This window comes from Microbacterium sp. Soil_C_42, from assembly GCF_057656735.1.
Window position 1 is genome coordinate 97,301 of record NZ_JBDGJU010000010.1, and the last position, 14,360, is coordinate 111,660.

The 14,360-nt window shown below is 69.8% G+C and carries 10 protein-coding genes; 3 read left to right on the plus strand and 7 right to left on the minus strand.

What is annotated here, in order from left to right:
- The first annotated feature begins 24 nt into the window (after positions 1 to 24).
- Positions 25 to 1,308: an ABC transporter substrate-binding protein gene (locus AC3A46_RS08780; protein WP_487664817.1), complete on the plus strand. Its 1,284-nt coding sequence runs from the start codon at positions 25 to 27 to the stop codon at positions 1,306 to 1,308.
- A gap of 82 nt (positions 1,309 to 1,390) precedes the next feature.
- Positions 1,391 to 3,451, plus strand: coding sequence for a beta-galactosidase (locus AC3A46_RS08785; RefSeq protein WP_487664818.1), 2,061 nt, complete (start codon positions 1,391 to 1,393; stop codon positions 3,449 to 3,451).
- Positions 3,452 to 3,468: 17 nt separating this feature from the next.
- Here the strand turns inward: AC3A46_RS08785 and iolG are convergent, their stop codons facing one another.
- Genes iolG through AC3A46_RS08820 form a run of 7 tightly spaced genes read right to left on the minus strand, consistent with a single transcriptional unit; the run spans position 3,469 to position 11,170 of the window.
- Positions 3,469 to 4,479, minus strand: a complete 1,011-nt coding sequence (gene iolG, locus AC3A46_RS08790; protein ID WP_487664819.1) for an inositol 2-dehydrogenase — start codon at positions 4,477 to 4,479, stop codon at positions 3,469 to 3,471.
- A 40-nt stretch (positions 4,480 to 4,519) separates the two neighbouring features.
- Positions 4,520 to 5,437 carry a sugar phosphate isomerase/epimerase family protein gene (locus AC3A46_RS08795; RefSeq protein ID WP_487664820.1) on the minus strand — a complete coding sequence of 306 codons (918 nt, stop codon included), beginning with the start codon at positions 5,435 to 5,437 and terminating at the stop codon, positions 4,520 to 4,522.
- 39 nt (positions 5,438 to 5,476) lie between these two features.
- The gene (locus tag AC3A46_RS08800) at positions 5,477 to 6,373 is read right to left on the minus strand and encodes a Cgl0159 family (beta/alpha)8-fold protein (protein WP_487664821.1); all 897 of its coding nucleotides are present in this window, start codon (positions 6,371 to 6,373) and stop codon (positions 5,477 to 5,479) included.
- On the minus strand, positions 6,370 to 8,064 hold the full coding sequence (locus AC3A46_RS08805; RefSeq protein WP_487664822.1) for a hypothetical protein: 1,695 nt from the start codon (positions 8,062 to 8,064) through the stop codon (positions 6,370 to 6,372). The genes AC3A46_RS08800 and AC3A46_RS08805 overlap by 4 nt, the downstream gene beginning before the upstream one ends.
- A 3-nt stretch (positions 8,065 to 8,067) precedes the next feature.
- A complete protein-coding gene (locus tag AC3A46_RS08810) occupies positions 8,068 to 8,928 on the minus strand; it encodes a carbohydrate ABC transporter permease (RefSeq protein ID WP_487664823.1) in 861 nt (286 codons plus the stop codon).
- Entirely contained in the window at positions 8,925 to 9,890 is a 966-nt protein-coding gene (locus tag AC3A46_RS08815; RefSeq protein WP_487664824.1) for a carbohydrate ABC transporter permease, read from the minus strand. The genes AC3A46_RS08810 and AC3A46_RS08815 overlap by 4 nt, the downstream gene beginning before the upstream one ends.
- A 2-nt stretch (positions 9,891 to 9,892) precedes the next feature.
- On the minus strand, positions 9,893 to 11,170 hold the full coding sequence (locus AC3A46_RS08820) for an ABC transporter substrate-binding protein (RefSeq protein WP_487664825.1): 1,278 nt from the start codon (positions 11,168 to 11,170) through the stop codon (positions 9,893 to 9,895).
- A gap of 241 nt (positions 11,171 to 11,411) precedes the next feature.
- Between AC3A46_RS08820 and AC3A46_RS08825 the strand changes: the two genes are divergently transcribed.
- Entirely contained in the window at positions 11,412 to 14,318 is a 2,907-nt protein-coding gene (locus AC3A46_RS08825; RefSeq protein WP_487664826.1) for a glycoside hydrolase family 2 TIM barrel-domain containing protein, read from the plus strand.
- Positions 14,319 to 14,360 lie beyond the last annotated feature (42 nt).

The following is a 14,360-nucleotide window of genomic DNA, read 5'->3' on the forward strand; positions in this document are numbered from 1 at the left end:
GAACGAAAGACTGGAGCACCCTCCATGCCTGCACCTCGCACCCTGCTCGCGGCCGCCGCCCTGACCGCGGGCGCCGCACTCGTCCTCTCGGGCTGCTCCGGCGGCGCCGCGGACGACGCCGCCGCGTTCGACCCCGACGAGAAGGTCACCCTCGACTTCGCGTTCTGGGGCAACGACGACCGTGCGACCCGCTACAACGACCTGATCGCGGCGTTCAACGAGGAGTACCCGAACATCACGATCAACACGTCGTTCACCGACTTCCCGAGCTACTGGGAGAAGCGCCAGACGGAGGCTGCGGGCGGTGGCCTTCCTGACGTCTTCCAGTTCTCCGACAGCTACCTGCGCCAGTACGCGGAGTCCGGCAACCTGCTCGACCTCGCCGATGTGTCGGACCAGATCGACACCACCACGTTCGAGGAGTCGCTGCTCGGCACGGGCGCCCTGGACGGCGTGCAGTACTCGCTCCCGACCGGCTACAGCCTGTGGGCGAACTTCGTCAACGACGACCTCGTCGCCCAGGCCGGAGTCGAAACGCCCGAGGGCGGCACGAGCTTCGCCGACTTCGACGAGTGGATGGCCTCCGTCACCGACGCCACCGGCGGCGCCGTGTACGGCGGCACCGACTACACGCAGCGCATCCAGGTCTTCGAGCTGCAGCTGCGCGCGAACGGCGGCAACCTCTACACCGACGACGGCGAGCTCGGCTTCACCGAGGACGACCTGCGCGAGTTCTGGGAGTCCGGCGCCGAGATCCGCGACGGCGTCACCGTGCCGCAGCAGAAGCTCGAGGAGCTCTCGCCCAAGTCCGGCTTCGGCGCCGCCATCACGGCGAGCGAGATGAGCTGGAGCAACTTCCTCGGCGGCTACCTCGCCGACTCGGGCGCGTCCTCGATCTCGCTCGTCGCACCGCCCACCGCCAAGGAGGGTTCGAAGGACCTGTACCGTCAGGCCGGTCTGCAGGTCGCGATCGCCGCGAACACGGAGCACCCCGAGGCCGCGGCCCTCTTCCTCGACTTCGTGGTGAACAGCCCCGAAGCCGGCGAGATCTTCGGCACCACACTGGGCTTCCCGGCATCGTCGTCGAAGCTCGAGGGCACGACGCTCGAGGGCGCCGACAAGCAGGTCGCCGACTACATCGAGTCGGCCTCCGACCGCATCGGAGAAGCCCCGCCGGTCCCTGTCGTCGGCTACGGCTCGCTCGAGCAGGCCTTCTGGGACGCCGGCAAGTCGATCGGCCTGGGCGTGCTCTCGGTCGATGACGCCGTGACCCAGTTCTTCGCCGAGGCGGACGCCATCCTCGGCTGACGCCGGACCGAATGAAGGAAACGGATGCCGCGGCACGATCCTCGTGCCGCGGCATCCGTGTACTCACCCCGGAGGAGCCCCCGTGTCCGATGCATCCGACGAACGCCTGTCGCAGCTGCGCGCCCGCCTCGGCGGCATCGCGTACGGCGGGGACTACAACCCCGAGCAGTGGCCGCGCGAGATCTGGCACGATGACGCTCGTCTCATGCAGGAAGCCGGGGTGAATCTCGTGAGCGTCGGCGTGTTCTCATGGTCGGCGCTGGAACCGGCCGACGGCGTCTTCGTCTTCGAATGGCTCGATGAGGTGATCGACGTGCTGTGGGCGCACGGCATCGCCGTCAACCTCGCCACCCCCAACGCGTCACCGCCCCCGTGGCTCGTCGAGGATCACCCCGAAGTGCGACTCCGCCGATTCGACGGCACGCGCGTCGGCGTCGGCAGCCGCGCCCACTACTGCTCGTCGTCGCCGGTCTACCGGGACCGCAGTCTGCGCATCGCGCGACTGCTCGCCGAGCGCTACGGCACGCACCCGGCGCTCGCGATGTGGCACCTCGGCAACGAGTACTACGCAAAGTGCTACTGCGAGCTCTGCGGCGAGCGGTTCCGCGGCTGGCTGCATGCTCGATACGGAGCGCTCGACGCGCTCAACGACGCGTGGGGCACGATGTTCTGGAGCCAGCGCTACAGCGCGTGGGAACAGGTGCACGTTCCCGGCCCTGTCGAAGGGAAGGTCACGACAAGCCGGGAGCTCGACTTCGCACGCTTCTCGTCGGATCGGCAGCTGGAGCTCATGACGGCGGAGCGCGGCGTGATGCGCGAGCTCACGCCGGACATTCCGGTGACGACGAACTTCATGCAGTACGTCGATCCGAACGACTACCGAGCGTGGGCGGCCGAAGAGGACGTCGTGTCGCTGGACGCCTACCCCGACCCGGCCGATCCCGAGAGCCTGATGAAGGCCGCCCTCCAGTACGATCTGATGCGGTCGCTGCGCGGAGGCCGCCCCTGGTTCCTCCTGGAGCAGTCCGCGAACGCGGTCAGCCAGTGGCGCACGAACCTCGTGAAGCAACCCGGCCGGATGCGGCTGGGCTCCTATCAGGCGGTGGCTCGGGGCGCGGACGCGGTGATGTTCTTCCAGTGGCGGGCGTCACGGCAGGGCAACGAGAAGTTCCACTCGGCGATGCTGCCGCACGGCGGGACCGCCACGCGATCGTGGCAGGCGGTCCGCGATCTCGGCTCCGAACTGCCGCGCGTGGCGGCGGTCACCGGTGCGCGTACCGACGCGCGGGTCGCGGTCGCGTTCGATTGGCCCAACTGGTGGGCCGTCGAGGGGGCCGCGCATCCCTCGAACGCCTTCTCCTACGCCAGGGCCGCGGTCGACCACTACCGCCCTCTGTGGCACGCGAACGTCGCCGTCGACGTCGTGGATCTGGCGGACGACCTCTCGGCGTACGCCATGGTGGTGGTGCCCAATCAGTACCTCATCACCGAGGCCCAGCGCGCGTCGCTCACCCGGTTCGTCGAGGCCGGCGGCGTCGCCCTGGTGTCGTTCTTCTCCGGCATCGTCGACGAGTGCGACCGGGTCATCGAGAACGGCTACCCGGGCGGCCTGCGCGCGCTCATCGGCGCGCACGTCCGCGAGTTCTCGCCTCTCGCCGATGGCGCGACCGTGCACGTCGACGGCGTCGCCGGCAGCGAGCTCGACGTCGAATTCACGGCGGGCGCCGATTTCTGGCAGGACGACATCGTGCTCGAGGGGGCGCGGGCACTGGCCGTCTACCGCGACGGGTATCTCGCCGGCGAGCCGGCGATCACCCTGCACGAGAACGGCGCGGGTGCCGTCCTCTATGTCGGCACCCGGCTCGCCCCGGACGCACAGCAGGCGGTGACGGATGCTGCGCTGCGTCGCGCCGGGATCGCGCCGCGTACGTTCGCGCCCGGCGTCGAGATCGCCGAGCGACGCAACGAAGGCGGCGATTTCCTCTTCCTGCTGAACCACTCCGATGACGTCCGCACCGTGACGCTCGACCGAGCGGGGACGGATCTGCTGACGGACCGCACTCTCGACGTCGGCGACACGCTCTCGCTGGAGCCCGCCGGCGTCGCGGTCGTGCACACGACGGTCGCGGCATCCGTCGATTGATCCCGCGCGTGTGACGGTCAGTCGAGGCTGACTGCGACGGCGACCTTCTCGGTGGCGGAGCGCTGGGCGGCGTCAGCGAGGAGCAGAGCCGCCCGGCCGTCGTCGAACGTGGGACTCGCCGACGCACCGTCGCGCACGAGCTCGACGAAGGCGCGGAGCTCAGCCGCGTAGGCCTCGGCGTAGCGCTGGAGGAAGAAGTCCTCGTAGGGCGCGGTGGCCTCGACCCGCTCAGCGGTGGAGAGGCTGACCAGGCTCGTCGAACGGTTGGCGACCTGGAGCGTGCCCTGAGCCCCGAAGGCCTCGAGGCGCTGGTCGTAGCCGACCGCGCTGTGGCGCGAGTTGATGATCGTGACGACCGCGCCCGATGCCGCGCGGAGGGTCACGACGGCGGTGTCGAAGTCGCCGTGCTCGCGCGCGCCCGGGTCGAACGTGGTCGACCCGACCGCGCTGACCTCGACGATGTCAGGCAGGAAGAAGCGCGCCATGTCGAAGTCGTGGATCGTCATGTCGCGGAAGATCCCGCCCGAGACCGCGACATAGGCGGCCGGCGGAGCGGCGGGATCGCGGCTGATGATGGTCAGCTGCTCCAGGTCGCCGATCTCGCCTGCGGCAACCCGCGCGCGGACCTCGACGAAGGCGGGGTCGAAGCGGCGGTTGAAGCCGAGCGCCACGGGAACGCCGGCTGCGGCGACCTTCGGGCGCAGCGCCTCGACCCGGGCGATGTCGAGGTCGATCGGCTTCTCGCAGAGCACCGGGATGCCGCGGTCCACGGCCTGCTCGATGAGGTCGACGTGCGTCGGCGTCGGCGAGGCGATGAGCACGGCGTCCACGTCGTCGGCGGCGAACAGCTCGCCGGCGTCTGCCGTGACCCGGCCGCCGAAGCTCTCGGCCACAGAACGCGCACCGTCGACGAACGGATCCGCGACCCACGACAGCGTCGTGTCGCGGTTCGCGGCGATGTTGGCGGCGTGCACCTGGCCGATCCGGCCGGTGCCGATCAGTCCGAAGCGGAGCGGGGCATGTGTCACTGCGGGTGTCCTTCTCGTCAGGGGTTCGGTACGGAGCGGGTCAGGCCCAGCGGCGCAGGGCGGCTCGGTTGACGCGCTGGTCCGCGCCGCGCGCGGCGCGGAAGGCGTCGATCGCCACGTCGGGGGCGTTCAGGACGTCCTGCTCGACGACCACCCACCCGTCGAAGCCGCGTGCGTCGACGGCATCCATCACCCCGACCAGGTCGAGGTCGCCGCGCCCGAAGGCCACGAACGAGCCCGACGACCACACCTCGGTCATCCCGCCGCCCGACGCCAGCACCCGCCGCAGCTCGGCGAGATCGACGTCCTTCAGGTGCAGATGGTTGATGCGGTCGCCCCAGCGGGTCACCGCGTCGAGCGGGTCGCCGTCGGCGATGAGCAGATGCCCGGTGTCGAGTGTGAGATCTACGTCGACGTGCGCGAGGAACCGGTCGATCTCGTCGGGCGACTCGACGAACGTGCCGGCGTGATGGTGGAAGGTCGGCTCGAAGCCCGCGGCGCGCACGAGGTCGGCCGCGCGCTGGGTGTTCCCGAAGAGCCGCTCCCAGGCCGGGGCGGTGAGCGGGTCGACGTCCTGGCCGCGGCCCGGACGGGCGCGACGCGCCAACGAGCCGTCGTCAGCCAGCGTCGGCAGCGGCAGCCGGTCGGGCCCTGCCTGTGCTGCGTCGGAGAAGACGCGCAGCGCGTCGCGCAGCGACGGGAGGGAGGCCTCGAACGCCTCGTCGTCCGAGAACGGCAGCTGCACCCACCCTCCGGCGAGCTCGAGCCCGAAGCGCGCCAGCCGAGCGCGGAGGTCGGCATCACGGCCGAGGAAGCCGACGGGGCCGAGGTCGACCCCGCCGTACCCTGCGTCGGCCAGCACCTCGAGCATGTCGTCGGCCGCGACAGTGGCCGCGCCCTCGGGGGTCATCTCGAACACCCCGAAGCTCACGGGCGCCCCCGCGACGGTGGCCTTCATCGGCTCGCTCCGGCAATGCTCACGCAGTCCCCCTTCGGGTCACAGATCGGTGTGGACGAGGCGGGCCGCCGCGTCGACGGCGCCGGCGACATCGCCGTCCGGCGGGTACAGCAGCGCTCGTCCGGCGGTCAGGCCCCGCACGCCCGGAAGGGCGAGAGCATCCTCCCACGAGGAGAAGGTCTCGTCGGGGCCGGCGCCCGAGTCGCCGCCGAGCAGGAGCGTGGGGAGGGTCGTCGCCTCCATGACCCGCGCCATGTCGGGCACGACGGGCAGCTTCATCCACGTGTAGGCGCTGCTGACGCCGAGGCCCGCGGCGATCGCGAGCGACAGCACCACGGCGTCGGGGGTGAGGTCGTTGACGATGCGGCCGTCGACCCAGCGGCTGATGAACGGCTCGACCATGATCGGCATCCGTGCCTCGGCCGCGGCGGTCACCGCGTGCGCGGTCGCCTCGAGCGTGGACGCCGTGCCGGTGTCGGCGAGATTCACCCGCAGCAGCACCTTCGCGAAGTCGATCCCCGAGCGCACCATCGACGGCACGTCGTAGCCGGTGAAGCGGTCGTCCATCTCGAACGCCGAGCCGCGCAGCCCGCCGCGGTTCATCGAACCCACGACGACCTTGTCGTCGAGGAGGCCGAGCATCGCGAGGTCGTCGATGATGTCGGGCGTCCCCAGGACGCCGTCGACGCCCGGGTGGCTGAGCGCCACAGCCAGCCGCTCCAGCAGCAGATACCTGCTCGCCATGGCGTCGCCGCGGTCACCCACCCCCAGCGCACCCCGCGCGGGGTGGTCGGCCGCGACGATGAACAGGCGGCCATCTCCGCGGACGACATCGCGCCGGACACGCTTCGACAGCGCCTCCTGCACGGCGTCGGGGCGCTCGGCGCGCAGCGCCCGCAGCGTGTCGAAGCCGATGGCGTCGATGACGGTGCTCATTCGCCGGTCCCTTCCGCGTGCAGCGCGAGGACGAGCCGGCTCGGGGCGCGTCCGGTCAGGTAGACGCGGCGTCCCGCTGCGGCGTCGCTGGCCCCGAGGAACGCGTAGTCCTCGCCAGGGTGGTACCGACCGGCGCCGTCGGCGCGGTAGCGGTCGCCGGCGTCGAATGCGATCGCGGTGGAGCCCACACGATAGCGGCCGGCGCCGGAATCCAGCATGGCGGTGCCGTCCTCACGCTCGGTCACACCCTCGAACACTCCCCCGTCGCGGAACGCGAGCTCGAGCGCCCACGGGCTGTCAGGACCGTCGATCGCGATCGACACGAGGGCGCCATCGACCGTGGGCTCGACGTCGATGACGGTGTGCAGGCTCACGTCATCGGTGGCACGGTCTCCGAATGACATCGAGCCGTAGAACCGGCCGTCGTCCGTGAGCGCGTACTCCCCCGACGCCGAGCGACGGTCGGCATCGAGCGGCTGGTAGTAGTGGGCCGAGACCGTCTCTGCGAGCTCGTAGCCGTGGGCGCCGCCGGCGGAGCGCGCCGCGAACCGGTCCGCGCGGAATGGACCGAGACCGAAGAAGTCGCGCGACAGCCGCACGGAGTCGAGCACGACGTCGCCCGCGAACATCCGGAGGAAGGTCGGGTTCGCCGACAGCCCCGAGCGCACGCGGCGGAACCGCGCGTAGTCGCTGCCGCCGAAGACCACGAGTCGTCTGCGGGCCGTGGCGTCGACCACGAGCCCGGACTGCTCCCATGCGCGCTGCGGCGCCGGGGGCGCAGCATCCGGAAGCTCCTCCCCGATGCGGGGCGCGAGCAGCAGCTCGGTCAGCACCGCGGACGGATGAGGGATGCCGCCCTCCAGCGCGCGCCCGGCCGCCCAGGCGAAATCGCCACGGTCGAGCGCGATCGCGGCGCGGCGGTAGGCCACGAGGTACGGCGCGAGGGGGAACCGGTTCAGCTGGTCCTGGCGTCGCGAGTGCACGGTCTCGACCGAATCGTCGGGGTGGATGAGCCCCAGCGTGCTCTCGAGATTGCGGATGACGGCCTCCCGCGCGTCCGCGCGATCGAACACGTCGGCGATCACCGTCAGCGACGGGTTCGACACGTAGGCCGCGTAGTTGGCGCTGCGCTCCGAGTAGACACCGTCGGGCGTGATGTCGATCCCCTCTGCGAGCCACTGCTCCGCGCGATCGCGCAGCGCCCGCGACGGGCGCCGCCGGTGCAGACGGGCGAGGGCCGCCGAGATCTCCCAGCGGTGGTTGGGCGTGTGGACTCCTCCCACGAGGAGCGCGGGCTCGATCGCGTCGGCGATCGCCGACAGCTCGGCCTCGAGGTCGGCCAGCGCCGCCCGCTCATCGGCCGGCGCCCGCACGATGAGCTCGAGGGCGTCGCACAGATCGTTGACCGTGAAGGAGGAGTCCGGCGGCGAGTCGACGTTGTCGCCGCCGATGAACAGCCCGCTCGGCCCCTGCAGTGCGCGGAGCGCCTCGACGCTCTCACGCGCGGCGGCGATCAGCTCCGGGTCGCCGGCGTGCGCGGACCTGCGCCACACGTATGCGGCGACGAAAAGCCGCGCGCGATCCATGAGACGCCGGTGCCGCTCGTGAGGCCCGAGGGTCTCCTCCAGCGCGCGGCGCACCTCGTCGGCGACGGCCGCCTGGAGCGCCGTCTCGAATTCGGAGTCCGGCACGGATCAGTCCTTCAACCCCGAGTTGATGTCGGCGTTCATGATCTGGCGCTGGAAGACGGCGAACAGGATCACCATCGGGACGAGCGAGATCACGGAGGCCGCGAGCAGCACCGACCAATCCACGTTGTCGGCGCCGACGATCGACCGCAGCGCCACCTGCAGCGTGTAGCGGTCGGGGTCGCGCAGCACGATGAGCGGCCAGATGTAGTCGTTCCAGCGCCACTGGAAGGAGAAGATGGCCAGCACGACAGCGATGGGCTTCGCGAGCGGCAGCATGATGCGCCAGAACGCGCCGAACTCCGAGACACCGTCGATGCGCGCGGCCTCAAGCAGCTCGTCCGGGACCGTCTTGAAGTACTGGCGGAACATGAAGATGCCGGTCGCGGTGACGATCGACGGCACGATGATGCCCACGAGGGTGTTGTACATGCCGAGGTCGCGGACCACCGCGAACGAGCTCGGCATGATGACCTCGGTCGGCAGCATCGTCGTGGCGAGGATGCAGATGAAGAAGGCCTTCAGCCACCACGCCTTGTACTTGGCGAACGCGTAGCCGGTCAGCGCGCTGACGAAGACCGTCAGTGCGGTCGTGACGATCGCCACGATCGAGGTGTTCAGGAAGTACTGCGCGAAGTTGAAGCGGTTCCAGGCGGTGGAGTAGCCGCTGACCGTCCAGTCCTCCGGGAAGAGCGTCAGCGGGAGGCTGAAGAGCTCCGAGCCGGGCTTGAACGAGCTGAGGATGAACCACGCGACCGGGATCAGGAAGCCGAGGGCGAGGATCCACAGCAGCAGCGTGCTCGGGAGGGAGCGCAGCGGCCGGGGCGAACGAGAGCGCGAGCGCTTCGCGGATCGAAGAGTTGTCATGCGAGATCGTTCCTCTTGTCGAAGCGCATCTGGATCAGCGCGATGATGATGAGGATCACCATGAGGACCATGGACGCGGCGCTGGCGTAGCCGACGTCGGCACGCTCGAAGCCGGTGCGGTAGATGTACTGCACGATGAACATGTTCGACGTGCCGGGCCCACCGCCGTTGAGCGCCTGCACCATCGCGAACTCCTTCATCGACCCGATCGTGGTGAGGAGGATCACCATGAACGAGGTCGGACGCAGCAGCGGCAGGATGATGCGGCGGAAGCGCTGCCATCCGTTCGCGCCGTCCAGCTGAGCGGCTTCGAGATAGGACTGCGGGATGTTGCGGATCGCGGCGATGAACAGCAGCATGTTGAACGCCGTTCCGCCCCACGTGCTCACGATCAGGATGAGCACCAGCGCGAGGGTGGGGTCGGTCTCCCACTGCAGAGCGTTGCCGCCCATCAGCTCGATGAGGTAGTTCACGAGGCCGAAGTTCTCGCCGAACAGCCACTTCCAGATGACACCGGCGACGATCGGCGAGATGAGCCACGGCAGGAAGAAGATGATCCGGGCCGCCGACTTGCCCTTGGCGAGCGAGCTCGTCAGCAGCATCGCGATGCCGAGCGCCGCGGCGAAGTGCAGCGGCACCGACAGGATCGTATAGAGGAAGGTGCGGCCGAGCACCGAGTAGAACACCGGGTCCTGGGCGAGCTCGATGTAGTTCTCGGCCCCGATGAAGTCGGGGGTGCCGACACCGCTGTAGTCGGTGAACGAGTACCAGAGGCCGAGCGCGCCGGGCCAGAGGAAGAAGAGCCCGAAGAGCACCACCGCGACCGCGATGAACGACAGCGGCGCCAGGACGAACCTCGTCGAGCTCCGCCGGGAGCGGCGCGCGCCCTTCGCGCGCCGCTCCAGGGTGATGACCGCAGACGTCTCCGCGCTGCGACCATCGACGGACTTGGTGGTGGACATGGTCACTCCAGCGCGCCCAGCTGGTCGGTGAACAGGGCGTTGATGTTCTCGATCGTGGTGTCGACGTCCTGTTCGCCGTTCAGGTACTTGACCGTCTCGTCGCGTACCGGGTCGCCGTCGGTCGTCACGTTCTGCGCACCGTACTGCAGCTCCATCGCCTTGATGTCGCCCACGATCGCCGGCGACGCCGCGATGTCCTGGTTGTAGATGTCGAACGCCTCGGCGTGCGACGCGTAGGTGATGTCGAGCCCGTCGATCGCGGGGATGAACGACGAGGTCTCCGAGAGCTCGGTGTAGTTCTCGGGCTCGTACAGCCACTTGATGAAGTCGTGCGCGGCCTTCTGCTGCGGACCGTCGAAGACGACGACGGATGCGGCGTTGCCGTAGTTCGTCGCGCGCTCCTCGTCCTGCGGCATGTACACCGAGGCCCACTCGAAGTCGGCGATGTTCACGGCGAAGTCGGCGATCTGCCACGACCCCGAGAGGTACGAGACGACGTCGCCGCTCTTGAAGAGGGCGTTGCCGTCGGCGTCCGACAGCCACACCGAGCGGGGCATGAACGAGTCGTCGTTCAGGGAGTTGAAGTACTCGAGCGCGACCTTGGTCTGGTCGTTGGTGCTGAACTCGCCCGAGTCGTCCGGCTGGAAGTAGTCCGAGCCGAACTCGTAGAGGAACGCCTTCAGTCGGTGCGAGGACTTGTCCATCACCATGCCGTAGCTGGTGCCTGTCGCGGTCTGGACCTGCTTGACGGCGGCGACGTACTCGTCCCACGTCCAGATGTCGTCCTCGCTGGTGGGGTACGCGACTCCCGCCTCGTCGAACAGCGTCTTGTTGATGAACATGCCGACCGCGGTGATGTCGGACGGGAGGGAGATGACGTTGCCGTCGTCGTCCTTGTCGGACAGCTCGGTGCGGATCTCGCTGCCGTCGGTGATGTCGGAGAGGTCGGTGGCCTCGCTGCGCCACACCGGGTCGACCGCGCCGACGCGGGCGATCGCGGGGAGGTCGTTCGCCTGAGCCGCGTTGCGGAGCTTCGTGGCGAGGTCGTCGTTCGCGATGTCGACGATCTCGACCTTGACGCCCGTCTCCTCCTCGTACTTCTCGGCCATGTGCGCGTAGCCACCGCCCTGGTTGGCGTCGCCCGAGAGGAAGAACTGGATGGGCTCGTCGGACTGGCCGGCGTCGCCGGAACCGCTGCACCCGGTGAGGGCGACGGCGGTGACGGCCGCGGCGGCGAAGGCGAGAGTCACCCGCATGCGGGCTGGGATTGAATGCTTCATTGGATTTCCCTTTCGCCCCGGGGAACCAGGGGCCAACATCGTTGTCGATCGGGCGCGGGATTTCGCGTCCTGTGTGCGGCTCCGAAACGGTGGGGCGGAGTCGATCGCTGATACGATGTTAGGACATTAATGCAAAGTGCGCCATCGGGCAAGCGTCTTCCAGGTTCGCCTCGGCGAGTTGGAAAGCGTCTTCCGCGCGGGCGCCCGTCGCCTGTCTTCACCACTCATCGACGAGGAATCCATGAAGATCGCCACCACCCGCCCCGGTTCCGGCACCATCTCTCCGCGCGCGCGTCTGCGTTCGGATGCTCCGCAGCAGTCGCTCGACGGGCGCTGGCGATTCCGGGTCTCCCCCTCGCTGCGCAGCGCGCCCGCGGACTGGCGCGACGCCGATACGGCCTCATGGAGCACCATCGACGTACCGGGGCACTGGAATCTCCAGGGGCACGGTTCTCCCGCCTACTCCAACGTGCAGATGCCGTTCCCGGTCGATCCGCCGTTCCCGCCGGATGCGAACCCGATCGGCGACTACCGCCTCGACTTCACCGTGGACGCGGGTGTGCTCACTCACGGCCGGCGCCTGCTGCGTTTCGACGGCATCGAGTCGGCGGCGGAGATATGGCTGAACGACACCCTCGTCGGGACGACCCGCGGGAGCCGCCTCACCCACGAGTTCGATGTGTCGGACATCCTCGTGGCGGGCGTCAACCGCCTGGCCGTGCGGGTGGCGCAGTTCAGTGACGCGACATACCTCGAGAACCAGGACATGTGGTGGCTCCCGGGGATCTTCCGCAGCGTCACCCTCCTCGCGCGGCCCGACGGCGGCGTCCACGACCTGTTCGTGCGCGCCGACTGGGACGATCAGGCAGCGGAAGGGATCCTCGACGTCGCGGCGGAGGTCGACGGAGGCGGCGGCGCCCGCCTCGTGATCGAGGAGCTCGGTGTGGACGTCCCCCTCGACGGCTCCATCCGGCTCGGCGGAGTCGAGCCCTGGAACGCGGAGCGACCACGCCTGTACGACGTCGAGGTCCGCACCGAGACCGAGACCGTCTCACTGAAGGTCGGCTTCCGCCGGGTCGAGGTGCGCGATGCGCGCCTGCTCGTGAACGGCGAGCCCATCATGCTCCGCGGCGTCAACCGTCACGAGCACCGCCCCCGGCATGGCCGCGTCTTCGACGCCACGGTCACGCGCGACGAGCTGCTCTTGATGAAGCGCCACCACATCAACGCGGTCCGGACGTCGCACTATCCCCCGCACCCGGATGTGCTCGACCTCTTCGATGAGCTGGGCTTCTGGGTCATCGACGAGTGCGACCTCGAGACCCACGGCTTCGAGCACGTCGGCTGGCGGGGCAACCCCAGCGCTGACCCGGCCTGGCGGGATGCGTTCCTCGACCGCATGCGCCGCACGGTGCACCGCGACAAGAACCACGCGAGCGTCATCATGTGGTCGCTCGGCAACGAGTCGCACGTGGGCGCGAACCTCGAGGCGATGGCCCGGTGGGCCAGGTCCGCCGATCCGAGCCGCCTCATCCACTACGAGGGCGACGGGGAGAGCCGCTACGTCGACGTGTACTCGCGCATGTACGCGCCACACGACGAGGTCCGCGAGATCGGCGAGGAGACGCTCCGGCCCGCTCGCTTCGACGCCACCCCGGCGCAGGCCCACCGCCTGACCCTGCCGTTCCTGCAGTGCGAGTTCGCGCACGCGATGGGTACCGGGCCGGGCGGCCTGCAGGAGTACTGGGATCTGTTCGAGGCCTACCCGCGGCACGCCGGCGGGTTCGTGTGGGAGTGGATCGAGCACGGCATCGCGGTCGACGGCCCGGACGGCAGCAGTCGCATCCTCTATGGCGGCGACTTCGGCGAGGCCGTGCACGACGGCAACTTCGTGATCGACGGCCTCGTGGACGCCGACCGCAACCCGCGCCCGGGCCTGCTGCACTACGCGGCCGTGATCGCGCCGGTCGTCGTCGACGTCGATGGCGAGCGCGCGACGGTCCGCATCGCCAACCGGTACGACTTCCTCGACCTCGGGCACGTCGAGCTGCGGTGGTCGCGCGTCGTCGATGGTCAGGAGACCGCGTCCGGCACGCTCATCGCCCCGCCGTGCGGCCCCCGCGAAGTCGCCACCCTCGAGCTGCCCGCCGAGGCGCGGACGCCGGCCTCGGCCGAAGTCGCCGACGCGCTCACCGTCGAAGCGCTCACGACGGTGGCCACGCCGTGGGCCGACACGGGTCACGTGCTCGCGAGCGGCCAGCAGGTGCGCGACGGCCGTGCTGTCGTGCCGCCCGGCATCGTCGCCGAGGTGACCGAGGACCGCGTCGGCGCGGCGCACTTCGACAGGGCGACCGGCGGCCTCGTGCGCCTGGGCGACCTCGAGATCACCGGCCCGACGGTAGGAGTGTGGCGAGCACCGACGGACAACGACCGCGATCTCGGCAACGACGAGCTCGACCTGCCCCCTTATGCCGAGCGCTGGCGCGCCGCGGGCATCGACCGCATGGTGACGCGCCTGGTCGACCTGCGCCCCGGCCCGGACGGGATCGTCGTGCGCACCCGGACCGGCACGCCCATCCTCGACAGCGCGATCGACGCCACTCTGCGATGGAGCGCGGTCGGTGACGGGGCCGTGCGCCTCGACGTCGAGCTCGAGCCCAACACGACCTGGACGACCGAGTGGGCACGGCTCGGTCTGGACCTGGTGCTCGAGGGCGAGCCCCTCGGCGCGGACGTCGCCGGCTACGGGCCGATGCACAGCTACCCCGACCTTCGCTCGGGCGCCCGGTTCGGCTGGTGGCACCTCAGCCCCGACGACCTCACGGTCGACAATGTGAAACCTCAGGAAAGCGGTTCCCGAACCGGGGTCCGAGATGCCAGAATCGTCACGGAAGGCGGCACGCTGCACGTGTCGACCCTCGACCACCCGTTCGCGCTCACGGTTTCGCAGCACAGCCGGCAGTCCCTCGCCGCCGCCGCGCACAACTGGGAGCTGACCCCCGAAGGACGCACGTTCGTGTCGATCGATCTCGCCCAGTCGGGCGTCGGCACCGCGACGTGCGGGCCGGGCGTGCTGCCGCGGCACCGACTGCGCGCGCAGCCGGCGGCCATCTCACTGATCCTGCGGCACGAGCCCACGCTCGGCTGACCCGCGCCACCGGCGGCGCTGTCGCACGCCGGGTCCCGACCG

What these genes read in the sequence shown, in the direction of transcription:
- AC3A46_RS08780 (WP_487664817.1), top strand. Translation starts at nt 25, where the DNA reads ATGCCTGCACCTCGCACCCTGCTCGCGGCCGCCGCCCTGACCGCGGGC.
- AC3A46_RS08795 (WP_487664820.1), bottom strand. Translation starts at nt 5,437, where the DNA reads ATGAAGGCCACCGTCGCGGGGGCGCCCGTGAGCTTCGGGGTGTTCGAG.
- AC3A46_RS08800 (WP_487664821.1), bottom strand. Translation starts at nt 6,373, where the DNA reads ATGAGCACCGTCATCGACGCCATCGGCTTCGACACGCTGCGGGCGCTG.
- AC3A46_RS08810 (WP_487664823.1), bottom strand. Translation starts at nt 8,928, where the DNA reads ATGACAACTCTTCGATCCGCGAAGCGCTCGCGCTCTCGTTCGCCCCGG.
- AC3A46_RS08815 (WP_487664824.1), bottom strand. Translation starts at nt 9,890, where the DNA reads ATGTCCACCACCAAGTCCGTCGATGGTCGCAGCGCGGAGACGTCTGCG.
- AC3A46_RS08820 (WP_487664825.1), bottom strand. Translation starts at nt 11,170, where the DNA reads ATGAAGCATTCAATCCCAGCCCGCATGCGGGTGACTCTCGCCTTCGCC.
- AC3A46_RS08825 (WP_487664826.1), top strand. Translation starts at nt 11,412, where the DNA reads ATGAAGATCGCCACCACCCGCCCCGGTTCCGGCACCATCTCTCCGCGC.